The organism is Gallibacter sp. Marseille-QA0791 (genome assembly GCF_965119705.1).
GTDB lineage: Bacteria > Bacillota > Clostridia > Peptostreptococcales > Anaerovoracaceae > Lentihominibacter > Lentihominibacter excrementipullorum.
Map to the genome: position 1 here is coordinate 2,686,842 of NZ_CBCPMH010000001.1, position 21,948 is coordinate 2,708,789.

General features: G+C 44.0%; 20 protein-coding genes, 1 other RNA gene and 1 pseudogene. 20 read left to right on the top strand and 2 right to left on the bottom strand.

The window, feature by feature from the left end; all coding sequences use genetic code 11:
- Positions 1 to 45: 45 nt before the first annotated feature.
- The 4 genes from lepB to ssrA all read left to right on the top strand — a co-directional run bounded on the left by lepB (position 46) and on the right by ssrA (position 1,870).
- Positions 46 to 543: a signal peptidase I gene (gene lepB / locus ACQY69_RS12335; RefSeq protein ID WP_428260815.1), complete on the top strand. Its 498-nt coding sequence runs from the start codon at positions 46 to 48 to the stop codon at positions 541 to 543.
- 16 nt (positions 544 to 559) lie between these two features.
- A complete protein-coding gene (gene smpB, locus ACQY69_RS12340) occupies positions 560 to 1,003 on the top strand; it encodes an SsrA-binding protein SmpB (RefSeq protein WP_428260816.1) in 444 nt (147 codons plus the stop codon).
- Between the two features lie 12 nt (positions 1,004 to 1,015).
- Complete coding sequence (locus ACQY69_RS12345) at positions 1,016 to 1,390, top strand: hypothetical protein (protein ID WP_428260817.1); 375 nt, start codon at positions 1,016 to 1,018, stop codon at positions 1,388 to 1,390.
- Between the two features lie 104 nt (positions 1,391 to 1,494).
- Positions 1,495 to 1,870: a transfer-messenger RNA gene (ssrA, locus tag ACQY69_RS12350) on the top strand.
- A gap of 339 nt (positions 1,871 to 2,209) precedes the next feature.
- Here ssrA and ACQY69_RS12355 read toward each other — a convergent pair.
- Positions 2,210 to 3,136 (bottom strand): IS3 family transposase, encoded by a 927-nt coding sequence (locus ACQY69_RS12355; RefSeq protein WP_428259361.1) that lies wholly within the window; start codon positions 3,134 to 3,136, stop codon positions 2,210 to 2,212.
- Positions 3,137 to 3,138: 2 nt separating this feature from the next.
- Positions 3,139 to 3,555 (bottom strand): HTH domain-containing protein, encoded by a 417-nt coding sequence (locus ACQY69_RS12360; RefSeq protein ID WP_428260818.1) that lies wholly within the window; start codon positions 3,553 to 3,555, stop codon positions 3,139 to 3,141.
- A 172-nt stretch (positions 3,556 to 3,727) separates the two neighbouring features.
- On the opposite strand from ACQY69_RS12360, the gene ACQY69_RS12365 reads away from it, so the two are divergent.
- The 16 genes and pseudogenes from ACQY69_RS12365 to ACQY69_RS12440 all read left to right on the top strand — a co-directional run bounded on the left by ACQY69_RS12365 (position 3,728) and on the right by ACQY69_RS12440 (position 21,886).
- Positions 3,728 to 3,880, top strand: coding sequence for a hypothetical protein (locus tag ACQY69_RS12365; RefSeq protein ID WP_187301804.1), 153 nt, complete (start codon positions 3,728 to 3,730; stop codon positions 3,878 to 3,880).
- 93 nt (positions 3,881 to 3,973) lie between these two features.
- Entirely contained in the window at positions 3,974 to 4,483 is a 510-nt protein-coding gene (locus ACQY69_RS12370) for a hypothetical protein (protein WP_428260819.1), read from the top strand.
- Positions 4,452 to 5,279 (top strand): ParA family protein, encoded by an 828-nt coding sequence (locus ACQY69_RS12375; RefSeq protein WP_428260820.1) that lies wholly within the window; start codon positions 4,452 to 4,454, stop codon positions 5,277 to 5,279. The genes ACQY69_RS12370 and ACQY69_RS12375 overlap by 32 nt, the downstream gene beginning before the upstream one ends.
- Entirely contained in the window at positions 5,233 to 6,180 is a 948-nt protein-coding gene (locus tag ACQY69_RS12380; protein ID WP_428260821.1) for a ParB/RepB/Spo0J family partition protein, read from the top strand. The genes ACQY69_RS12375 and ACQY69_RS12380 overlap by 47 nt, the downstream gene beginning before the upstream one ends.
- Positions 6,181 to 6,407: 227 nt before the next feature.
- Complete coding sequence (locus tag ACQY69_RS12385) at positions 6,408 to 9,299, top strand: VaFE repeat-containing surface-anchored protein (protein WP_428260822.1); 2,892 nt, start codon at positions 6,408 to 6,410, stop codon at positions 9,297 to 9,299.
- 213 nt (positions 9,300 to 9,512) lie between these two features.
- Positions 9,513 to 9,683 carry a hypothetical protein gene (locus ACQY69_RS12390; protein ID WP_428260823.1) on the top strand — a complete coding sequence of 57 codons (171 nt, stop codon included), beginning with the start codon at positions 9,513 to 9,515 and terminating at the stop codon, positions 9,681 to 9,683.
- A gap of 3 nt (positions 9,684 to 9,686) precedes the next feature.
- Positions 9,687 to 9,824, top strand: a complete 138-nt coding sequence (locus ACQY69_RS12395; protein WP_415931592.1) for a hypothetical protein — start codon at positions 9,687 to 9,689, stop codon at positions 9,822 to 9,824.
- Positions 9,787 to 9,996 (top strand): hypothetical protein, encoded by a 210-nt coding sequence (locus tag ACQY69_RS12400; protein WP_187301811.1) that lies wholly within the window; start codon positions 9,787 to 9,789, stop codon positions 9,994 to 9,996. The genes ACQY69_RS12395 and ACQY69_RS12400 overlap by 38 nt, the downstream gene beginning before the upstream one ends.
- Positions 9,997 to 10,079: 83 nt before the next feature.
- Positions 10,080 to 16,277 carry an N-6 DNA methylase gene (locus ACQY69_RS12405; RefSeq protein WP_428260824.1) on the top strand — a complete coding sequence of 2,066 codons (6,198 nt, stop codon included), beginning with the start codon at positions 10,080 to 10,082 and terminating at the stop codon, positions 16,275 to 16,277.
- Entirely contained in the window at positions 16,258 to 16,632 is a 375-nt protein-coding gene (locus ACQY69_RS12410; protein ID WP_117515770.1) for a TnpV protein, read from the top strand. The genes ACQY69_RS12405 and ACQY69_RS12410 overlap by 20 nt, the downstream gene beginning before the upstream one ends.
- Before the next feature lie 219 nt (positions 16,633 to 16,851).
- Complete coding sequence (gene tnpA / locus ACQY69_RS12415) at positions 16,852 to 17,280, top strand: IS200/IS605 family transposase (RefSeq protein ID WP_117515769.1); 429 nt, start codon at positions 16,852 to 16,854, stop codon at positions 17,278 to 17,280.
- A 384-nt stretch (positions 17,281 to 17,664) separates the two neighbouring features.
- On the top strand, positions 17,665 to 19,584 hold the full coding sequence (tet(O), locus tag ACQY69_RS12420) for a tetracycline resistance ribosomal protection protein Tet(O) (protein ID WP_063856405.1): 1,920 nt from the start codon (positions 17,665 to 17,667) through the stop codon (positions 19,582 to 19,584).
- 51 nt (positions 19,585 to 19,635) lie between these two features.
- A pseudogene (locus ACQY69_RS12425) lies at positions 19,636 to 19,825 on the top strand (cysteine-rich KTR domain-containing protein).
- 474 nt (positions 19,826 to 20,299) lie between these two features.
- A complete protein-coding gene (locus tag ACQY69_RS12430; protein ID WP_117515767.1) occupies positions 20,300 to 20,809 on the top strand; it encodes a sigma-70 family RNA polymerase sigma factor in 510 nt (169 codons plus the stop codon).
- A 94-nt stretch (positions 20,810 to 20,903) separates the two neighbouring features.
- Positions 20,904 to 21,329 (top strand): sigma-70 family RNA polymerase sigma factor, encoded by a 426-nt coding sequence (locus tag ACQY69_RS12435; RefSeq protein WP_117515766.1) that lies wholly within the window; start codon positions 20,904 to 20,906, stop codon positions 21,327 to 21,329.
- An 83-nt stretch (positions 21,330 to 21,412) separates the two neighbouring features.
- Positions 21,413 to 21,886 (top strand): RNA polymerase sigma factor, encoded by a 474-nt coding sequence (locus tag ACQY69_RS12440; protein WP_117515765.1) that lies wholly within the window; start codon positions 21,413 to 21,415, stop codon positions 21,884 to 21,886.
- Positions 21,887 to 21,948 lie beyond the last annotated feature (62 nt).

Consider the following 21,948-nt stretch of genomic DNA (forward strand, 5'->3'; position numbering starts at 1 on the left):
AAGATAGAGCAATACCGGGTACATATTTTCGACAGGAGGATCTATATGGTCAGAAAAATGGTGCTCTATCTGACAGCTGCTTTGATGGGGATGCTTGCAGCTGTCGCTCTTTCAGCGGTGTTTACCGTGACTTCAGTTACAGGCAGCGGGATGGAGCCGGCTGTGAAAAACGGGGAGAATATCCTCATCAATAAGCTGGCCTACAAATCATTTAGCAGTGAGAAACCGCAGGTGGGTGATGTGGTGGCATTCGGCAGTGATGTCCATGGAGAGGAAGGAGAAGGATCCGTTCTGGTAAGAAGGGTGGCAGGCGGCCCCGGAGACAAAGTTGAGATAAAGGATGATATATTTTATCTCAACGACAAACCGTATGAGAAGCATATGGTCGAAGCTGTGCATATGGAACCGATGGGTGAAGTGACATTGGGGAAAGATGAAATCTTCGTATTGAGCGATGACAGAAGTTCATCTATGGACAGCAGGAATGAAGCGATAGGTATTATAGATATCGGAGAGTGCATAGGGAAGGTGTGCTTTCATTGAGAAAGGACGATATTGGATGAAGGTCGCGGCCAATAACAAAAAGGCAAGACATGATTATTTCATAGAGGAGACATATGAAGCGGGAATATGCCTCACAGGCACGGAGATAAAGTCTGTGAGACAGGGAAAGGTCAGCATCAAGGAAAGCTACGCGAAGATAGAGGGTGAGGAGATCGTGCTCTATGGGATGAACATAAGCCCCTATGAACAGGGCAATCGATTTAACGCTGATCCGCTGAGACCCAGGAAACTATTGCTCCATAAACGGGAGATAAGGAAGCTGATCGGCTATACTACGCAGAAAGGCTTGACTTTGGTGCCTCTGCGGATGTACATTAATGATAGGGGACTGGCCAAGGTGGAAATAGCCGTGGCTCGTGGAAAGAAACAGTATGACAAGCGACATGATATCGCCAAGAGGGATGCTGACAGAAGGATGCAGCAGGCGATGAGAAGGTAAGGAGGCCGTGTTATGCAGAATTTCCTTAACAAAGTAGGCAAAACAGCGGGAGCTGCCGTCAACAAAGCGGGAAACAAGGCGAACGAGCTGATAGAAGTGAGTAAACTGAAAGCCAAGATAAGCACAGAGAAGCAGGACATAGAAACGTTGAAACAGGATATTGGCGATTACTGCTATTATCTTTTCAAGGATGGCAAGATAGAAGATGAGACCATTGCGGGGCACTGTGAGAGGATAAAGATCTGCGAGGCGATGATAGCGGAGCTGGAAAAGCAGATCGAGGATGTCAGAGAGGAGTACAGGGGAGGTTCTTCGGTCGATCTCAACTCTGAGGATGAAGCGGACGATCATTCTGATGCTTCCGAAGACGAAGGTAAAGCACAGTGATAAGGCATATTGAAACGCCGGGGACAGGAGATGCCTGACCGCATCAGCCGGCTGAGCCGGTGGCATAATAAGCAGATCTGTGATATAATATATAAGAGAGATATGGGGATGTTTTTGGTTTCGACGGGGGTGTGGAAGCCGGATAAGCGAGCCGTAGTCGCCAAGTCTACGTTAAAAGTGGCCGTTTAAATATAAACGCTAAAAAGAACAATAATTTCGCACCTATGGCTATGGCTGCGTAAGGCAGTCTGAAAGCTGTGCGTATCGTCTCCGGTTTACCTGTAGGCCGGATGTACGGTATCAAGCATACAGGAAAACTTCATGTGAAAGCCCGGCAGCATGAGGGAACAACGGGATAGCTGATGGAAAAGCCTGCTTCTGGGCGTTTTCAGAGGCGAAATCTTAAAACAGAAGATGCGCTCGGAGAAAGTCCGTCGGAAATGCTTTCGGACACGGGTTCGATTCCCGTCATCTCCACCACTAATCGGCTCGGGATGCTGACGCGTTCCGGGCTTTTTTATTGCAACGGAAAGCGCATGATTTCAATGGTTGCGGCGTTTTTTGAAACGTGATTTCAGACCGTTTACAAACGCATACAAACGGCAAAAAAACACAAAAAATAGGGGATTTTTGAGGAGAATAGGGGACAGATTGGGGACAAAAATGTGCGATTTCTTTAAACTGTACCCCATGTCAAGGACAAATAATTAGGGGTTGACCCTGTAAACTGGACATGCCCAAATAGATTTGCCCATGATACTGGACATCTCTAATTGTTAGACTGAAATATATAGAAGGTTAGACTGATATGCTGACCTTCTATTTCTTTAACGGATAAATCCCCGTCGTGATATATGAGTAATATTCATTGGGCGAAAGTTTTGCCAGATCCCATTGATAACGCTCATTGTTGTAATAGTCGATCCAATCATCTATGATGTCCTTTACTTCGCAGAAGTCAGTGCAGTTGCTGACATCAATCTCATCTTTCATATGTCCGAAGAAACTCTCCTGAGGAGCATTATCCCAGCAATTGGCTCTTCTGGACATAGACTGCCTGAGATTGCTGTCTTTTACAATTTCGATGAATTTGTAACTTGTATAATGGACTCCCCGGTCGGAATGGATAATTGTTTCTTCATCCAAAGAAATCCTATGGTTCCTGATTAGCTGTTCAACCGTGAGAAGTACAAAATCCAGCTTTAAATTATCGCTGATGGCGTATGACAGCACCTGCTTGGTAAAAGCATCAATTATGGTCGATAAATATGCAAATGTGCCATTGTAAGGAATATATGTAATATCAGTCAGAAGGATGCTTCGTGGTCCGTGTTCCTCAAACTCACGGTTTACAAGGTTGTCGGCAACATTATTGGTTTTTAATGCTGCGGCCATTCTCCGGTACGGGTTTGCCTGCCGTATGGGACAGATCAAGTTGTATTTATGCATCAACCGACTGATTTTTTTGACATTCATGAGAATCGGCGGATCCATGTGCAGAAGCCGCATGTGGATCCCTCGAACTCCTTTATCATATCCCCGGTGAGAGAAGGCTTCCAAGATCAATTCAAAGTCATGGCGGTCTTTCCGCTCCTGTTCATCCCGCTTATCTTTGCTGTTGACCCAGTTGTAATATCCGGATCTGGAAACACGGGCAATCGAGCAGAGTTCAGTGATCGTAAGAACATTATCTTCCCGGCTGACAAGCTCATGTATGAGCTGGAATTTAGATGAGCTTGTATCCATAATCAATCCTCTGAATCCTTTTTTATCTCCAGCTGCGAAAGTTTTTTTAAAAACTCAACTTCCTGACGAAGATATGTAAGTTCGGCAGACATGTTTTTAATGGCTTCGCTGGCATACATATGTGTATAATCAGTATTGGCAGGCGGACGTGTAATTCGCTGCGGAGATGAGGAGGCGACCCTTTGCTCCGGTGTCAGGCGGTTCTTTCTGAGGTTGTAAATGAAACCTCCAACACGTTTTTCGCCAAGGACGTCGTAATCATAGCCTAAAGTCCTGACGATGTCACGCAGGGGCATATCCTGCAGATACAGACGCCAGAATGCATCTTTGAACTCTTCTGTGAACTTTATGGTCGTATTGCTGACATTATAGGTGTATGGGTTTAACCTGAGTTCATCAATCTGTTCCTTTGTAAACAAAGATTTCATTTCATCACCTCCGTGAAGATACATAGATTATATCGTATTTTACTGCTTGGAGGTGGATTAAAACTCATTTTCCTTCAAGCTGTATCCCAAATTCTGTGTCCAGTTTTATGGGTACAGTTTAAACCTTCTTTCTGATACACTGCCAGCAAAGGAGGGAAGAACGATGTTTGAAAAGAAAATTCGAATCTGTCTCAACTCGGAAGAAATAAGAATTTTAACCAGAAGTCTCATTGACCTGAGAAATGATTTAATTCAACAGGGTAGATATACGGACGCAGTAGATGAGATCCTGCTGAAGCTGCTGAAAAAAGCATAGAATCCAGTACATACATATTAGTGAATATCTGTTTTACATAGCCATCTCAATAAGGAGGTGGCTTTTTTCATGCAGAATTTCAGGAGGTAGAACATGAAGATTTCCGTATTTGAAGGAAAAAGAAAAGAAAACGAAGCTGTAAAATGTGAAGAAAAAGAAAGATGCCCTGTGGAGTTTATCGAAGCTCTGGCAAGAGTTCTCGACCGAAGCATGTTGCAAGCGGCAAAAGAAAAAGGAATCACAATCGACGTATATACGGATGTGATCCACAGGATAGGCAGGTATACGGAGAAGGAAGAATATGACGTGGCATTTGATATGCTGCTTCAGCTTGCCTCTGTCCTTGAAACGGATGCGAAGTTTATCATAGAGGGACTTCCGTTTCTGGATGAGAACGCAGTAGATATATTCCTGGAATACTTTGCGGAATATATCGAAGACGGGCATGTACTGGATCTTCTACTTGAGCTTACGGAAGAGGATGAAGAGTGGGAAAAGGAGTCCATTGATGAAGTGCTGGAGGAGGCGTATAAGCAGATCAAGGCGATGTTTGGCTGTGAGGTGAAAGAAGATGAAAGGTGCGAAGATAATCGCCATATGTAATCAGAAGGGCGGAGTCGGCAAGACAACGACAACGGTCAATTTGGGGATCGGTCTTGCAAAAGAGGGAAAGAGAGTCTTGGTGATCGATGCAGATCCGCAGGGCGATCTGACGACCTGTCTCGGATGGAAAAATGGCGATGAACTGCAAACCACATTAGCCGACCTGATGAATAAGACTCTTACAGAAAGACCAATAGGAAAAGGAGAGGGAATCCTGCATCATGAAGAAGGGGTGGATCTCCTGCCATCGAATCTGGAACTTTCCGCAATGGAAATGAATCTGGTAAACGCCATGAGCAGAGAGATGACCTTAAAAAATTGCCTGAAAGAGATCAAGAAAGACTATGAATATATCCTTATCGACTGTATGCCGTCTCTTGGAATGATCACCGTGAACGCATTGGCAGCGGCAGACAGTGTGATGATTCCGGTGCAGGCACAGTATCTTCCGGCAAAGGGCATGACGCAGCTTGTTCAGACCATAGGGAAAGTGCAACGGACCCTTAATCCGGACTTGAGAATTGATGGTATCGTTTTGACGCTTGTGGACGGCAGGACGAATCTTGCGAAACAGACGCTGCATATTTTAAGAAATCAATACGGAAACCGGATGAAGATCTATTCTTCTCAGATCCCGGTTGCGGTAAAGGCTGCTGAGACAAGTTTTCAGGGGAAAAGCATTTATGCTTATGATAAAAACAGCTCTGTAGCAAAAGCCTATGAAAATCTGACGAAGGAGGTGATAAGGAATGGCGAGAAAACAAGAGATCGACTTCGAACTTCCGAAGCTCGATGACCTTTTTACTACGCAGCAGGAGCGGGACGAGGCGAAGCTAAAGAAGATCCATGATATACCTCTCGATCAGATCGACGATTTTCCGAGTCACCCTTTTAAGGTCATGGACGATGAAGAGATGTTGAAGCTGGTGGAAAGTATTCGGGAATACGGCGTTATTACTCCTGCTATCGTGAGGAAAAAGGAAGAGGGGAAATACGAAATGATCTCTGGACACCGGCGAAAGCGGGCCTGCGCCCTTGCAGGAATTGAAACATTAAGGGCGGAAGTCGTTGAGATGAGCCGCGATGAAGCCATTATCTTTATGGTGGATTCCAATCTCCAAAGGACGAAGATCCTTCCGAGCGAGAAAGCTTTTTCCTACAAGATGAGGTTGGAGGCGATGAAACGGCAGGGAAAGAGAACGGATTTAACTTCGTCGCCAGTGGCGACAAAGTTAAAAGGTATGCGCTCTGACGAGCAATTAGCAGCCATGGTTGGTGAAGGAAAAGACAATATCAGACGATATATACGCCTGACGGAACTGATTCCGGAGATTTTGGAAATGGTGGACCAGGAACAGGTTGCTCTGCGTCCGGCGGTGGAGATCTCTTATCTTCCGAAGAAGATGCAGAAAACCTTATGTGAAATCATGGATATGGAACAATGCACTCCGTCTCATGCCCAGACAATCCGAATGCGGCGTATGCTTGAGAGCGGGAAGCTGACGGAAGAATCGCTTCTTGCTATCATGCAGGAAGAAAAGCCGAATCAGAAAGAGAGGCTTGTTTTAAGAGACAGCAGAGTGCAGAAGCTTTTTCCGAGGAATCTTCCGGCTGAAAAGCGGGAGGAATATATCATAAAAGCAATGGAGTATTACGGTAAATACCGTGAGAGGCTGAAGGAAAGCAAAGAGCGGTAAGCATAGCAGGAGTATCTTTGCCGTTTCCTTCCCCACACCCCAACCTTCGGACAACCTGTAACTTACTGAAAAAGAAGAATCTTACTCATAAGTATAGCCATCTGCAATGCAGCAGATGGTTTTTACATATAGCCTGAAGTCCGCAGGCAGTATGAATTTAACGACAAGGAGGGTAAAGAGCTATTGCGGACATTCTCCCTTAAGAATCAGGGAATTGGAGGAGTAACATGCAGAATATACGAAAGAAAAACAGGAGTAGGATCCTTGCAGGTCTTCTGTGCATTGCGCTGCTTATCGGCATGATGCCGTTTAATGCAATAAACGCTCATGCAGCAGACGGGAAGATCACGATCAGAGTAGGTGAAAGGATCGACTACAGTTCACACTTCACCCATTATTTTTACGCAGGGGATAAAGAAAGCCCTGTTTACTGTGCTCAGCCGCAGCTTCCAACGCCGGGATCGGGAACATATTCATACAGCTTCCTAAAGCCGGATTCGGTTTTGGCAAAGTGTCTTTACTACGGATATGGCGGGCCGGGATTTTCGGAGTATACGGATAAAACTCTCAGCGGCCAGTGGGATGGAAAGGATGACGCCTATGCACTTACGCACATCATAATTTCCATTGCGTATGATAAGACGACAAGTGAAGATGTTGATCCGTTCAGAGGGCTCAGCGGTACATGGAAAACAAAAGCACAGAATCTGTATAACTATGTGAAGAGCCTGCCGGATCCGCCGGTAAATTATAGAGCGTATCTGATCAAGGTGGATGGGTGCCAGGATCTTTTAGGATCGTTTAACGACACAGGAAGTATAAAGCTTAAAAAAGCGTCTGCTAATGGCGTAGTGACCGACGGAAATCCAAACTACTCCCTTGCGGGGGCGAAATATGGCGTGTACTACGGAAGTGAGCTGATCGGAACGATCACGACGGATTCTTCCGGTGAGGGAAGTCTTGACAATGTTCTCGTTGCAAATTACACGGTAAAGGAGATTGCACCATCGAAAGGCTATGCGATCGATGTGTCGGGTCATAATGTAAGTGTGAAAGCTGATACTACAGTGACGGTAAATGTAAAGGAAGTACCGCAGGTAAATCCTATGGATCTCGTGCTTCAGAAGCTCGATCTTGAAACAGGAGAAAGCAGCCCGCAGGGCGGAGCAAGTCTTGTAGGAGCCGAATTTACAGTGGACTTTTATAAAGCAAAGGCGGAAAGCAGTGTATCCGGGATGGAGCCGGAACGAAGCTGGACATTCAAGACCGATGAAAACGGGCAGATAAAGTTCACGAAAGAATATCTTGTTTCAGGTGATGATTTTTATTACGCAAACGATGGAAAGACCATAAGCCTTCCGCTCGGAAAGGTCGTGATCAAAGAGAAAAAAGCTCCGGAGGGATATCTTTTAAGCGATGCGGTATATACGGTGAATATCACATCTGAGGGAACTGCGGAAACCGTCAGGACATATAACGCACCAGATGCACCGGAGCAGGTAAAGAGAGGGGATCTGGAATTTGTAAAGGTATCGGATGGCGATTTAAATAGGCTCGCTAATGTGCCGTTTCAGATCACATCTCTTACGACAGGAGAAAGTCATATTCTCGTGACTGACAAAAACGGATATGCAAGTACCAGCGCAGAATGGAATCCGCATACGGCAAATACGAACAGGGGCGAAACATCAGAGGATGGTATCTGGTTTGGAACATCTGCGCCTGATGATAATAAGGGCGCACTGATCTATGATGACTACGAACTTGAAGAATTAAGGTGTGAAGCCAATAAGGGAATGAAGCTTCTGAAGTTCAAAGTGAGTGTATATAAAGACAGCGTAACCATTCCTCTTGGCACGCTTACGGATGACCGTATCGAAATAGGAACGGAGGCACTGGATGAGGAAACAGGCACTCATTTTGGTAAAGCGGAAGACACCGTGATCATCGTAGATACCGTTTCTTATGAAGGACTTGAAAAGGGGAAAGAATATAAACTGATCGGGACTTTAATGGATAAGGAAACAGGAGAACCGATCAAGCAAGACGGTAAAGCGGTGACCTCAGAGACTACTTTCGTTGCCAGAGATGAGAGTGGAAAAGTGAGTGTTGAATTTGAAGTTGAAGGGAAACTATTGAGAGGTAAGGCGGTCGTTGCCTTTGAAAAGCTGTATTACGAAGATATAGAGCTTGCAATACATGCGGATATCGAGGATGAAGAGCAGAGCGTATATTATCCGGAAATCGGAACGCAGGCAAAAGATAAGGAGTCAGGGCTTAATAAAAGCATTGCAAATGAAAAAGTAACAATCGTTGATACTATTTCCTATGAAGGACTTCAGAAAGGAAAGACTTATACTCTGAAAGGTACTTTGATGGATAAGGAGACGGAAAAGCCGCTTCTTATCGGCGGCGAAGAGATCACCGTAGTAAAGAAATTCAAGGCAGAAGATATTTCCGGCGAGGTAAGCGTGGAATTTGTGATCAATGCTTCCGATCTTGACGGAAAGGAAATTGTTGTCTTTGAGAGCCTGTATAAAGGGGATCGAGAGCTTGCAGTCCATGCAGATATTGAGGACGAAGGGCAGACGATTTTCTTCCCTGAGATCGGGACAACGGCAAAGGATGGAAGTGATGGAGATAAGATTCTTTCTTCTGATGGCGAAGTGACGATTGTAGATACGGTGGAATACGACGGTCTTATAGAAGGCAGGAGTTATACTCTGAAAGGCACTTTGATGGATAAAGACACAGAAAAGCAGGTCTTGATAGATGGAAATGCGATTACAGCGGAAGCAACTTTTATCGCGGAAAAAGAGAGCGGAACTGCGGAAGTGACCTTTAAATTCGATGCAGGGCGCTTAAATGGAAAAGACCTTGTTGTATTTGAAACACTTTACTATGCAGATTCTGATATAGAAGTGGCAGATCATAAAGATATCGAAGATGAAGGCCAGACCGTTACTGTAGAAAAGCCTGTAATGCCGGATACTCCAAAGACAGGAGATGATTTCAATGTCTGGATCTGGATCGCACTGCTTGTAATAGCGAGCGGAACAATTGCAGCTTTGCAGATAAGAAAAAAGAACGGGCAGGAAAACACGGATGACGAAGAGTAAATAGTTTTTACAGAGGAGCAGTATGCAGATTGCTCCTCTGTTTTCTGTAAATGGAGGGGCGATATGTGTTTATTTCGAATGGATTTGGCGATCCGCTTTGGAATTCATGCTGCCATTATCATGCAGTTTCTTTGGGAACACTTAAAGCCCGGAGTGTGTGATGAGCGGATCAGGAAATTCAATAACAAAAGATGGTACAGGTGCTCGCAGAAGATGATGAGTGGATTTCTTCCTTTTCTCAGCCGCAGCATGATACAGGACGCCATGGGAACGCTGGTAAAGCAGGATGTGATTAGAAAAGGATGTCATAATGAGAATCCATTTGATAAAACGAACTGGTATTCTTTTACGGAGTACGGCGAGTATCTTATGAGAGGAGAATAAATCGTGAAGATATTATGTGAGGAATGCTGCTATTACGATGCAAGATCCGGGCTTTGCGGGTTTTGTATGAAAAGGATCGTAAGAGAGGTGGAGGAAAAGTTAAATGGCGATGGACAAGACGACGATAAAGGTACTGAATAAGCTGTTCGAGCATGGATATCGAACGGAAAAGGCGATCTTGAATTTCAGCCTGGAGGATATTCAGAAGATAGAGTGTTATGCACCGTCAGAGATCGCAGCGCTGATAGGACTTAAAGAAGCGGTAAAAGGAAATAAGGTGATTTCCTATCTCAGCGGTGGGGAAGAAACCTGATAATTACGGGGCGTACAAAAGCAGCTGCGCCCTTTACATAGGTCAGTTGTTTGTCATAAAGTGAAGAAAGGCAGGTGAAGTATATGGCAAGCAAGTATGTGTATATTGCGAAGCTTTATGATTCCATATCAAAAGAAGTCGCAAGAAGTCCGGAGGACTGGAAAGCTTTTCTTGAAACAGCAAGTAATAACTATAAGCTGAGATTTGATGAAAATCTGCTTGTTTACGCACAAAAGCCGGAAGCAACTGCGGTTCTTGAAATTGAGAAATGGAATGGCAGATTTCACAGATGGGTAAATCGAGGAGCCAAAGGAATTGCTGTGTTTTACGATTCTCCGGATGGGAAAGCCTCACTGAAACATTATTTTGACATTGCAGATACGCATGAAGGAAAGAATCCGGTTCCGGTTCCGATCTGGAAGATGAAGGACGCATATAAAGATGAAGTAATCAGCGCATTAGAAGGGGTCTTTGGAGAGCTTGAGAGGAAAGACAGCCTGAAAGAGGCAATTATCAGCGCCGCTGAAAACGGGGCGGAAGATAACTTTACAGAGTATCTGGAGGCTCTGAAGGCGTGCAGGCAGGGAAGCTTTCTTGATGATCTTGACGAAGACAATCTTTCGGCAGTATTCCGGGAAACTGTAGCAGAAAGCGTTGCATATATGATGGGAAGCCGCCTTGAAGCTTCAAAGGATATGGCGGAAGAAATGATGTTCTCGTGGATCAGTCAGTTTAACACAAAAGACAGCCTGAATGCTCTTGGATATGCAACCGTGGATATTGCGGCAATGGGACTTAGAGAAATTGCGAAAACCGTTCTAATGCTCGAAAAAGAGAATCGCACATTTGGAGCTGTAAAACAGAGCGAATATAATGAGGAAAAGGAAAGGAGCGAAAAAGATGGAGATCACTTATACGATGATAAACGGGGTTCAGATACCGGATATAAAGGTGCCGGAGACAGAAGAAACGGAACTCGGAGTCTGGGCAATGAGAAGGAAGGCTTATCTTCAGAAGGAGAAGCGGACCGTATATTACAATCTTCTGACGTCGTGCAAGTTGAGCGAACATCTGCAGCAGACCGAGCGCGAAGCGGAAGAGATGATGCAAAGGCTTACAGAGCAGATGAAAGTGAAGGAGAAGATCAGCGAAGAACTGAAGGAGAAATCTCCGATGCAGTGGACACAGGAGATGAACAATATCAGACAGAGAGCAAAGGAGATCGTACTGAGGGAACTCATATACAATTAGAATACTTTGATCGCGGAGCGGAAGACAGAAGTCTTCCGTTTTTTTATATAGACAAAGTGGCGGAAGCTGTACGCAGTTTTTTTGATGAGAATACTTTACAGGAGATCGAGCTTTTCTATAAAGAAAACACTGATGAAGGAAGCAGGATTTCTTTTCTGAAAGAAAAATTTTCGGGACTCCCTGAAAAAGAAGCGCTTGGTTATGGTTGTAAACTCTACAGTAATGTCCTGTTTCTTTATGAAGGCGAGCAGGGAATACCGCAAAGCGGAGCCTACTATGACTGGCGCGTTATAGAAGAATGTCTGGAAGGACTTATGCTCACGGGAGCATTTTACAGTGAAATCGATCCGAGAAGCTTTACCTTTTCACAGGAGATCATCGATATAGCCTTAACCTCCGGAAGCCTGTATGAGAATGGGAAGTTCCGAATTTATGAGCAGTTTCAAAAGAGCCTTTCAGAGCAGGAGAATATAGCGTTTCTGAAACAGGAATACGGGATCGGAGGAAGATCCGATATCAAGGAAGGAACCAGGATTGGTGAAAATCATAATAGTAAGGGGATCGAACTTCATAGAGGTTACGGTGAAGATGCTCCGAGGTTCTTTTTAAAGTGGAAAGATGTCTGCCGCAGGATCGGGGATCTGATAAAAATCAACAGATATCTGAACGCGAAGGAACTCTCCGAATATCCCAAGTGGCTTGAACGACAGGAGGAGAAAAGAGCGCAGAAGAGGGCGGAACAAGAGGAGGAGCTTAAGCAGCCGGATAAAAATATCCACTATGAATATCATCTTGGAGACACCGTGTATCTTGGAGCCTCACAGTATGAAATCCTTGAGATAACGGAAGATTCGGTAAAGCTCTTTGATGAGAACTGCCCTCTGATCAATCAGGAACTTCCAATCGAAGTGTTTGAGCGAAGGATGAGAGAAACGCCTGCAAATGAGCACCTTATTGCAGGAGATAAGCAGGATGCTGCACATGAACTTTCTGAAAAAGAAGAAATTGAAAAGACAGTATCCGAAGAAGATTCTTCAGAGCAGAGCTTAAAAGCAGATATCGTTCCTCTTTGGGAAAGAGCTGATTCTGAAAAGAATGTGCCGAAAACACTTAAAGGTGAGAAAAAAGATTATCGTATCGCAGGCGGGTTTGATGATTATAGAACGAAGAAGGAGCGCTTTGCAGACAATATAAATGCGATTGAACTTTTGAGAAAACTTGAGCAGGAAGAAAGATACGCAGATACTGCTGAGCAGGATGTGCTTGCAAAATATGCAGGCTGGGGAGGAATACCGGAAGCATTTGATGAAGAAAATGAGTCGTGGTGCGATGAATATATCCGTCTGAAAGAGCTTCTTACAGATGAGGAATATTTATCTGCAAGGGAATCGACGCTTACCGCCTTTTATACTCCAAAGACCGTGATAGATGGAATCTATAAGGTGCTTGAAAATATGGGCTTTAAGCAGGGGAATATCCTGGAACCGTCCTGCGGAGTTGGAAATTTCATCGGCTGCCTTCCTGACAGCATGAGAGAAAGCAGGGTTTATGGTATTGAACTTGATAAAATAAGCGGCAGCATCGCAAAGCAGCTTTATCAAAATGCGAGTATAGCAGTCGATGGTTATGAGAATACAAACCTTCCGGACAGCTTCTTTGATGTGGCGATAGGCAATGTGCCTTTCGGAGATTTTAAAGTGTCTGATCCGAAATACAATAAATATAACTGGCTGATTCATGATTATTTTTTCGGAAAGACATTAGATAAAGTAAGACCCGGAGGCATAATTGCGTTTGTTACAGCAAAAGGCACGATGGATAAGACGAACAATTCAGTGCGGAGATATCTGGCGGAGCGTGCGGATCTTCTTGGAGCCATCAGGCTTCCTGATAATACCTTTAACAGCGCCGGAACAGAGGTCACTTCGGATATCCTGTTTTTGCAGAAACGAGACCGCATGGTAATCCCGGAACAAAACTGGATGTATTTAAGCGAGCTTGAAGACGGAATAAAGATCAATTCCTATTTTGCAGATAATCCTGAAATGATACTCGGCGAAATGAAGATGATTTCAGGAAGGTTCGGACCGGAAGCCTCTTGCGTTCCTTTTGAAAATGCGGATCTTGGTACGCTTCTTTCGGAGGCGGTCTCCGGAATTCATGGTGAGATTTCAGATTATGAAACAGATGAAATGGAGGAAGAAGAGGCAGTCCCGGCAGACCCGGAAGTGCGAAACTTTTCGTTTACCGTAGCGGACGGGGCTGTATATTTCAGAGAGAACTCCATGATGTATCCGGTAAAACTTTCCGATACGGCAGTCAGCAGAGTAAAGGGAATGATCCGAATACGCGATAGCGTTCGCCGCCTGATAGAACTGCAAACAGAAGATGTTCCGGAAGAGGAAATCAAAGAAGAACAGGGAAAACTCAATGCTCTATACGATACCTTTACAAAAAAATATGGTCTTATAAATAGTAGAGCAAACAGTTCGGCATTCTCAGAAGACAGTTCGTATTGCCTGCTTTCAGCACTTGAAGTGATCGATGAAAACGGTAATCTGATTCGAAAAGCGGATATGTTTTCAAAGAGAACGATCTCACCTGCACGGCCGGTGGCAAGGTGCGATACTGCGTCGGAAGCGCTGGCGGTCGCAATCGGCGAGCGGGCTTTTGTGGATATGCCTTTTATGTCAGAGCTTACGGGAAAAGAAGAAACGGAGATATATGACGACCTGAAAGGCGTAATTTTTCTTAATCCAAAGTACGAGCTTGGTGCAGAATCTCAAAAGTACCTTACGGCGGATGAATATCTGTCGGGGAATGTCAGGGAGAAACTGAGGGTGGCGAGATCCCTGGCTGAAAGCAATCCAGGATATCGGATTAATGTAGGGCACCTTGAGAATGTGCAGCCGCAAGATCTTAATGCAGGAGAGATAAGCGTAAGACTTGGAGCCACCTGGATTCCGGCAGAGGTGATAAGTGAATTCATCTTTGAGCTTCTGTCCACGCCTAAATATGCGCAGTGGAACATTCATGTGCATTATTCAAACTATACAGGTGAATGGAGCATTGAAGGAAAAAACAGTGATCGCGGAAATGTCAGTGCATACAGCACCTACGGTACGAAGAGAATAAACGCATATAAGATTATTGAAGAAACTTTGAATCTGAAAGATGTGAGGATCTTTGATTATCTGACGGATGAGGATGGGAAAAAGAAGGCGGTGCTGAATAAGAAGGAGACTGCAATTGCACAGGGAAAACAGGAACTTATAAAGCAGGCTTTTGCTGACTGGATCTGGAAAGATTCAGAAAGGCGTCAGTATTTGACGGAGAGATATAACCAGAAATTCAATTCGATCAGACCAAGGGAATATGATGGCAGTCATATAGTCTTTGCCGGCATGAATCCGGAAATTGCGCTGCGAAAGCATCAGAGGAATGCTGTTGCGAGGATATTGTACGGAGGAAACACATTGCTTGCACACGCTGTAGGTGCGGGGAAGACTTTTGAAATGGCAGCTGCCGCGATGGAATCAAAGAGGCTTGGACTTTGCAGTAAATCCATGTTTGTTGTGCCGAATCATCTGACGGAGCAATGGGCGAGTGAGTTCCTGCAGCTATACCCTTCCGCTAATATTTTAGTGGCAACGAAGAAGGATTTTCAGAAAAGGAACAGAAAAAGATTTTGCGGGCGAGTGGCCACAGGTGATTACGATGCCGTTATAATTGGACATTCTCAGCTTGAGAAAATCCCGGTAAGCGAGGAAAGGCAACGAAAAATATTAGAGGAACAGATCGAAGAGATTACGGCAGGGATTGCAGAGCTTAAAAACAGGAGAGGGGAAAGGTTTTCCATCAAGGCTCTTGAAAAGAGCAGAAAAAAACTGAAAGCAAAGCTTGAAAAGCTGAATGATCAGAGTAAAAAGGACGATCTTGTAACCTTTGAAGAGCTCGGCGTAGACCGCCTCTTTATCGACGAGTCTCATTATTATAAGAACCTGTACCTTTATACCAAGATGAGAAATGTAGGCGGGATCGCACAGACGGAAGCATTCAAATCCTCTGATCTTTTCATGAAATGTCGGTATCTTGATGAAATCACGGGAGGCAAGGGAATCGTATTTGCAACGGGAACGCCAATAAGCAATTCCATGACGGAGCTCTATACGATCCAGCGGTATCTGCAATATGATATGCTGCAGAGAAATGATCTCCAGCATTTTGATGCATGGGCGTCTACCTTTGGCGAGACGGTGACTGCGATAGAACTTGCGCCGGAAGGAAGCGGATATCGCTCGAAAACCCGGTTCGCCAAATTCTATAACCTTCCGGAGCTGATGGCAATGTTTAAAGAGGTTGCCGATATTCAGACGGAGGATATGCTGAAACTCCCGGTTCCGAAAGCCAATTATCATAATGTGGCGGTAAAGCCATCTGATTTTCAAAAAAAGATGGTAGAGGAGCTTTCTGAAAGAGCGGAGCGTGTGAGAAATAAAATGGTTGATCCGTCAAAAGACAATATGCTTAAAATTACAAACGACGGAAGAAAGCTCGCCCTTGATCAGAGGCTTGAAAACGAAACATTGCCTGATTTTGAAGGCAGCAAGGTCAATGCCTGTGTGGACAACATATTTAAAATATGGGAAAAAGGGAAAGCTCAAAGGCTGACGCAGCTTGTGTTTTGCGACCTCTCCACGCCAAAAGATGATGGCTCTTTTAATATTTATGATGATATACGGGACAAGCTTGCCTTAAGAGGCGTGCCGCAGGAAGAGATAAAATATATCCACGAAGCAAACACGGAAGCGAGAAAAATGGCACTGTTTTCTCAAGTGAGACAGGGGGCGGTTCGTATCCTGATCGGCTCTACCCAGAAGATGGGCGCAGGCACAAATGTGCAGAATAAGCTCGTTGCAATACACGATATTGACTGTCCGTGGAGACCGTCTGATGTAGGACGGATTTTGCGGACATTCAAAATAAAAAAGAATGTGGAGGTAACAGACAATGGCAAAGACAATTTTTGAGGAAATGGGCGGCAAATACGAAAGGCAAGGCGATTATTTAATACCGTGCTTAACTGTACCCGCCGAAGAAGAACAGGCAATAGGCATCTGGGGGCAACGGCATTTAGATTATCTAAAACAGTACCGTAAAGTTACATACACCAATCTTCTTACAAGCGGCAGGCTAAACGCCTACCTTGCCGACATTGACAGACAGGCACAGGAGCGCTTTGAAAGGCTCATAGAGGGTATGAAACAGGCACAGGGCATAACGGAACAGCTAAAGGCAGAAAACGCCTTAGAATGGACAAGATGCCTCAATAACATAAGGGCTTGTGCGAGGGAGATTGTGGAAAAGGAAATTATTTTTGCATAAACAGATGATTAGTGGCAGGGGGAAATCCTGCCGCTTTTTCTGCTTTAGTTTGTCAGCTTGACAAATAAAGGGTTAAGGAATATAATTGAAAGTACTAAACCCCCAGCTATGCTGGGGAGAATGGTGTAAGTGGAAACGGTGAGGATATCAAGAAAAAGCCTCCTATGATACAATGAGTATGGTGTCGCAAGCCAACTCAAAGAATAGGAGGCGGTCCAAGTGGACAATAAAAGCATATCACATACCCGCTGGAAATGCCAGTACCATATAGTTTTCATTCCGAAATATAGGAAAAAAACGTTGTATGGAAAAGTGAGGGAAGATGTTAGAGAAATAATAAAAACATTGTGCAACTACAAGAATGTAGAAATTATTGCAGGTGCAGTTTGCGTGGATCATGTACATCTTAGTGTAGCAATACCGCCTAAACTGAGTATTTCAAGTTTCATGGGATATTTAAAGGGAAAGAGTACACTAATGATTTATGATAGGCACCCAGAATTGCAAAGTAAATGGAACAAAGCATTTTGGGCGCGAGGGTATTATGTCGAAACCATTGGTAATATCACTGATGAAGCTGTACAGAAGTATATAAAAGAGCAGGCAGAAGAATCAAGAAAAGAAGATTCTAGTAGTACCGCTTTATAGCGGACCAGTAAAAGTGCTTGTGACACCGCCCTGTGGGGCGAGTAGTAATATAGCCCTTTGGAGGGCTAAAATCAAACCACCAGTTGAACTGGTGGTTGGTGACTTAGATTCAGTATTATACAAGGAGTTAATAAATATGCGGCAAGGTATTCTTAAATAAACTGTCAATTTGATAGTGGGAACAAAAAGTAGCAGTCCCGTTTCACTTTTAATATGGGGCTTAGTTTTTTGTACCCAGTTTAAGAATACTTTTATCATGTAATTTTATATGCCCGAAAACATATAAGTGTTTTGGGGCTATTGGAGTTATTTACCCAGTGATAGGAGTATTTATCACTGGGTATTTTTATGCCCTTTTTTGGGTGTTGATAGGAGGAAAATCACATGAAAATAATTAACTTAGGCATTCTGGCTCACGTTGACGCAGGAAAGACAACATTAACGGAAAGTTTATTGTATACCAGTGGTGCAATTGCAGAACTAGGGAGCGTAGATGAAGGCACAACAAGAACAGATACAATGAATTTGGAGCGTCAAAGGGGAATCACTATCCAGACAGCAGTGACATCTTTTCAGTGGGAGGATGTAAAAGTCAACATTATAGATACGCCAGGTCATATGGATTTTTTGGCGGAAGTATACCGTTCTTTATCCGTTTTAGACGGAGCAGTATTATTAGTTTCTGCAAAGGATGGCATACAGGCACAGACCCGTATACTGTTTCATGCACTACAGACAATGAAGATTCCGACAATCTTTTTTATCAATAAAATTGACCAAGAGGGGATTGATTTGCCAATGGTATATCGAGAAATGAAAGCAAAGCTTTCTTCGGAAATTATAGTGAAGCAAAAGGTTGGGCAGCATCCCCATATAAATGTAACGGACAATGACGATATGGAACAGTGGGATGCGGTAATTATGGGAAACGATGAACTATTAGAGAAATATATGTCAGGGAAACCGTTTAAAATGTCAGAACTGGAACAGGAAGAAAACAGGAGATTCCAAAACGGAACGTTATTTCCCGTTTATCACGGAAGCGCTAAAAACAATCTGGGGATTCGGCAGCTTATAGAAGTGATTGCCAGTAAATTTTATTCATCAACGCCTGAAGGTCAATCTGAACTATGCGGGCAGGTTTTTAAGATTGAATATTCAGAGAAAAGGCGGCGTTTTGTTTATGTGCGTATATATAGCGGAACATTGCATTTGAGGGATGTTATTAGAATATCTGAAAAAGAGAAAATAAAAATCACAGAGATGTGTGTTCCGACAAACGGTGAATTATATTCATCCGATATAGCCTGCTCTGGTGATATTGTAATTTTACCAAATGATGTTTTGCAGCTAAACAGTATTTTGGGGAACGAAATGCTGTTGCCGCAGAGAAAATTTATTGAAAATCCTCTCCCTATGCTCCAAACAACGATTGCAGTAAAGAAATCTGAACAGCGGGAAATATTGCTTGGGGCACTTACAGAAATTTCAGATGGCGACCCTCTTTTAAAATATTATGTGGATACTACAACGCATGAGATTATACTTTCTTTTTTGGGGAAAGTGCAGATGGAAGTCATTTGTGCCATCCTTGAGGAAAAATATCATGTGGAGGCAGAAATAAAAGAGCCTACTGTTATATATATGGAAAGACCGCTTAGAAAAGCAGAATATACCATCCACATAGAAGTCCCGCCAAATCCTTTCTGGGCTTCTGTCGGGTTGTCCATAGAGCCGCTCCCTATTGGAAGCGGAGTGCAGTATGAAAGCAGAGTTTCACTTGGATATTTAAATCAATCGTTCCAAAATGCGGTTATGGAGGGGGTTCTTTATGGCTGCGAGCAGGGGCTGTATGGATGGAAAGTGACAGACTGTAAAATCTGTTTTGAATATGGATTGTATTATAGTCCTGTAAGTACCCCCGCAGACTTTCGGCTGCTTTCCCCTATCGTATTGGAGCAGGCTTTAAAAAAAGCAGGGACAGAACTATTAGAGCCATATCTCCACTTTGAAATTTATGCACCGCAGGAATATCTCTCACGGGCGTATCATGATGCTCCAAGGTATTGTGCAGATATTGTAAGTACTCAGATAAAGAATGACGAGGTCATTCTGAAAGGAGAAATCCCTGCTAGATGTATTCAAGAATACAGGAACGATTTAACTTATTTCACAAATGGGCAGGGAGTCTGCTTGACAGAGTTAAAAGGATACCAGCCAGCTATTGGTAAATTTATTTGCCAACCCCGCCGCCCGAATAGCCGTATAGATAAGGTTCGGCATATGTTCCACAAGTTAGCTTAACAGCTTGCAAAAGTCATATAAAATGAGATTTGAAAGGATTAGAGACTAATTATGATGAAATGTGAATGGATATTGTGTCCTGTTTGTGGGAGCAAAACCCGTAATAAAATTAGGAAGGACACTGTTTTGGAGAATTATCCTCTTTATTGTCCAAAATGCAGACAAGAAAGATTGATTAAAGTTGACAACTTGAAGATAACTGTCATCAAAGAGCCAGACGCTTAAGACGCAGAGCCGATGAAATTGTGGAACAATTCACGAATCATCGGCTCTTTTTGTTTCGTATTTGAAAGAACAAACTCACCAAATAAAAAAAACGATATTCGGGTGGGTTATTTTGTTATACCCTAAATTACCCTCTGAATTTGTTTTTAAATTTGGAGGGATTTTTTTATGTCCTTTTTTCGGGCGGTTATTCATCTGCTCATACGAAGTAAAATTTATCAATACATAGCATATCAGAGAACGGCAGGAAACCAGTTAAAAAAATTTCTGCCAGTGCAGCGGTACTTCTCACCTTGAAAGTAGAAGTACAATCTCCATACAACAGAATTATAAATTCCTATAACCGTAAAGGTCACAGAGCCTTTGCGGTTTTTCTTTTGTCGATTTTTGTTGGAAAGTGCCGCAGGATTGTTTCTGATGTGCGTTGCCGCTCCCCGCCTCTCCATCTGGATTTTAAGCATTTCAAAAATTCAGATGGGAGGTACTTACGGTGAAGTATGCACCAAGAAAAGTATATATCAAAGAAAGTGGCGGCTATGTGGAATTATCCTACACGGAGTTTTGTCGTTGCAGGGAATCCGACCAGACTTATATGGACAAGCTGTTTATCCCCGTTCAGGGCTGTCTGCTTGAAGTTGTGAGGGAGCAATACACAGACTTCTACCGAGATAAGGAACGGTGGCGTTATCTGCAAAAATTAGATACGAAGAACAGCCTGCTTTCTCTGGATGGATTTACGGACAGCGAGGGGAATCCTCTGGACTTTATCGCTGATGAAGCGGCGGACATTGCGGAAACCGTTGTCAATGCGGTCATGGTGGACAGGCTGAATGCCGCCCTGCCTTTGCTGTCGGATAGTGAACAGGAGTTGATACAGGCAATCTTTTTTGACGGACTTTCCGAGCGTGAAGTCGGGGCGAGGTTGGGCATAACCCAGAGCGTTGTAAACAAACGAAAAGCCAGAATCCTAATAAAACTAAGAAAGATGATAGAAAGTTAAAATTTAAGGCGTTCAGCCCCCTTGTTTTTTCCTTTGGGAAAATGAGGGGGCTTTTCTCTGCCCTCTCAATCAATTCTGATTGGAGGAAGAAAGAATGGCATACAACCACGGACGGGAGGACAGGAAATGGCGTATCTGGAAAGAAGCGGAGGAAAAGCTGCTGCGTGAGTGCGGCGTTGATGAAGCGACCATTGAGCAGATACGCATTGCAGACAGGGCAGACTTCAATTCCAACAGGCGGTTTTACCGATGGACGAATGACGTTGCGGAATATCTTGAGGACATGGCAGACAGGGAGCGGCAGACGGAAGTGGGTACGGTTGCGGAGTTACTGGATGAAATTGAAAGTGAAAACCTCTATCAAGTGTTAGTGGAAGTAGACGGACGTACCTTGAAAATTGTCCTGCTGAAAATGCAGGGGTATTCCACAAAAGAAATTGCCCCGCTCGTGCATTTGACGACTGGTGCCATCTATGCGAGGTTAGACCATCTGCGGAAGAAGCTGCGGAAAATTTTATAAGCGTCTAATACATCCCATTATCCTGCGGGCTACTGGGTGGGGAGCGGAATCTCCCCGCTTATTTTTGGCAGGAGGACAAAGGGATGGCATACAGGGTTAAGGCGTACACGCTTCGGGAGGAATCCACGGAAAGCGGCACAAGGTATTTTATCAGCTTTAAGGACGGGCAGGAGAAACACCACGAACTGGAAGTATCCGAGCGGTTATTCTTTGAATTTCGGCAGATGGAACGCAGGAACAGGAATCTTCTCCAATGGGACGAGCGGCACAGGGAGTTCAACGAGGTATGGGACGAAACCCTTTACAGGCGGGCGTTGCGTGTGCCTAAGAGCCTTGATGAAAGCATGGTTGAGGAAGAACGGAATGAAACGCTCTGTAAGGCGGTTGGGAGCCTGCCAGAGATACAAAGGCGGCGTTTCCTGCTCTATTACGAGTATGAGTTCAATTTTTATCAAATCGCCGCTATGGAGCATTGCACCGCTTCGGCAATACAGAAATCTGTTGCGATTGCAAAGGAGAAAGTAAAGGCGGAAATGAGGAAGTATCTCCAACCGTGACCGACACCGCCCGAAAAAGAAATTTGTTTTTTATTTGTGTGGGATTGGCGGCATTACATACT

Coding starts and splice junctions, on each gene's coding strand:
- lepB (WP_428260815.1), top strand. CDS start 46: ATGGTCAGAAAAATGGTGCTCTATCTGACAGCTGCTTTGATGGGGATG.
- smpB (WP_428260816.1), top strand. CDS start 560: ATGAAGGTCGCGGCCAATAACAAAAAGGCAAGACATGATTATTTCATA.
- ACQY69_RS12345 (WP_428260817.1), top strand. CDS start 1,016: ATGCAGAATTTCCTTAACAAAGTAGGCAAAACAGCGGGAGCTGCCGTC.
- ACQY69_RS12355 (WP_428259361.1), bottom strand. CDS start 3,136: ATGGATACAAGCTCATCTAAATTCCAGCTCATACATGAGCTTGTCAGC.
- ACQY69_RS12365 (WP_187301804.1), top strand. CDS start 3,728: ATGTTTGAAAAGAAAATTCGAATCTGTCTCAACTCGGAAGAAATAAGA.
- ACQY69_RS12370 (WP_428260819.1), top strand. CDS start 3,974: ATGAAGATTTCCGTATTTGAAGGAAAAAGAAAAGAAAACGAAGCTGTA.
- ACQY69_RS12375 (WP_428260820.1), top strand. CDS start 4,452: ATGAAAGGTGCGAAGATAATCGCCATATGTAATCAGAAGGGCGGAGTC.
- ACQY69_RS12380 (WP_428260821.1), top strand. CDS start 5,233: ATGGCGAGAAAACAAGAGATCGACTTCGAACTTCCGAAGCTCGATGAC.
- ACQY69_RS12385 (WP_428260822.1), top strand. CDS start 6,408: ATGCAGAATATACGAAAGAAAAACAGGAGTAGGATCCTTGCAGGTCTT.
- ACQY69_RS12390 (WP_428260823.1), top strand. CDS start 9,513: ATGATGAGTGGATTTCTTCCTTTTCTCAGCCGCAGCATGATACAGGAC.
- ACQY69_RS12400 (WP_187301811.1), top strand. CDS start 9,787: ATGGCGATGGACAAGACGACGATAAAGGTACTGAATAAGCTGTTCGAG.
- ACQY69_RS12405 (WP_428260824.1), top strand. CDS start 10,080: ATGGCAAGCAAGTATGTGTATATTGCGAAGCTTTATGATTCCATATCA.
- ACQY69_RS12410 (WP_117515770.1), top strand. CDS start 16,258: ATGGCAAAGACAATTTTTGAGGAAATGGGCGGCAAATACGAAAGGCAA.
- ACQY69_RS12435 (WP_117515766.1), top strand. CDS start 20,904: ATGGCATACAACCACGGACGGGAGGACAGGAAATGGCGTATCTGGAAA.
- ACQY69_RS12440 (WP_117515765.1), top strand. CDS start 21,413: ATGGCATACAGGGTTAAGGCGTACACGCTTCGGGAGGAATCCACGGAA.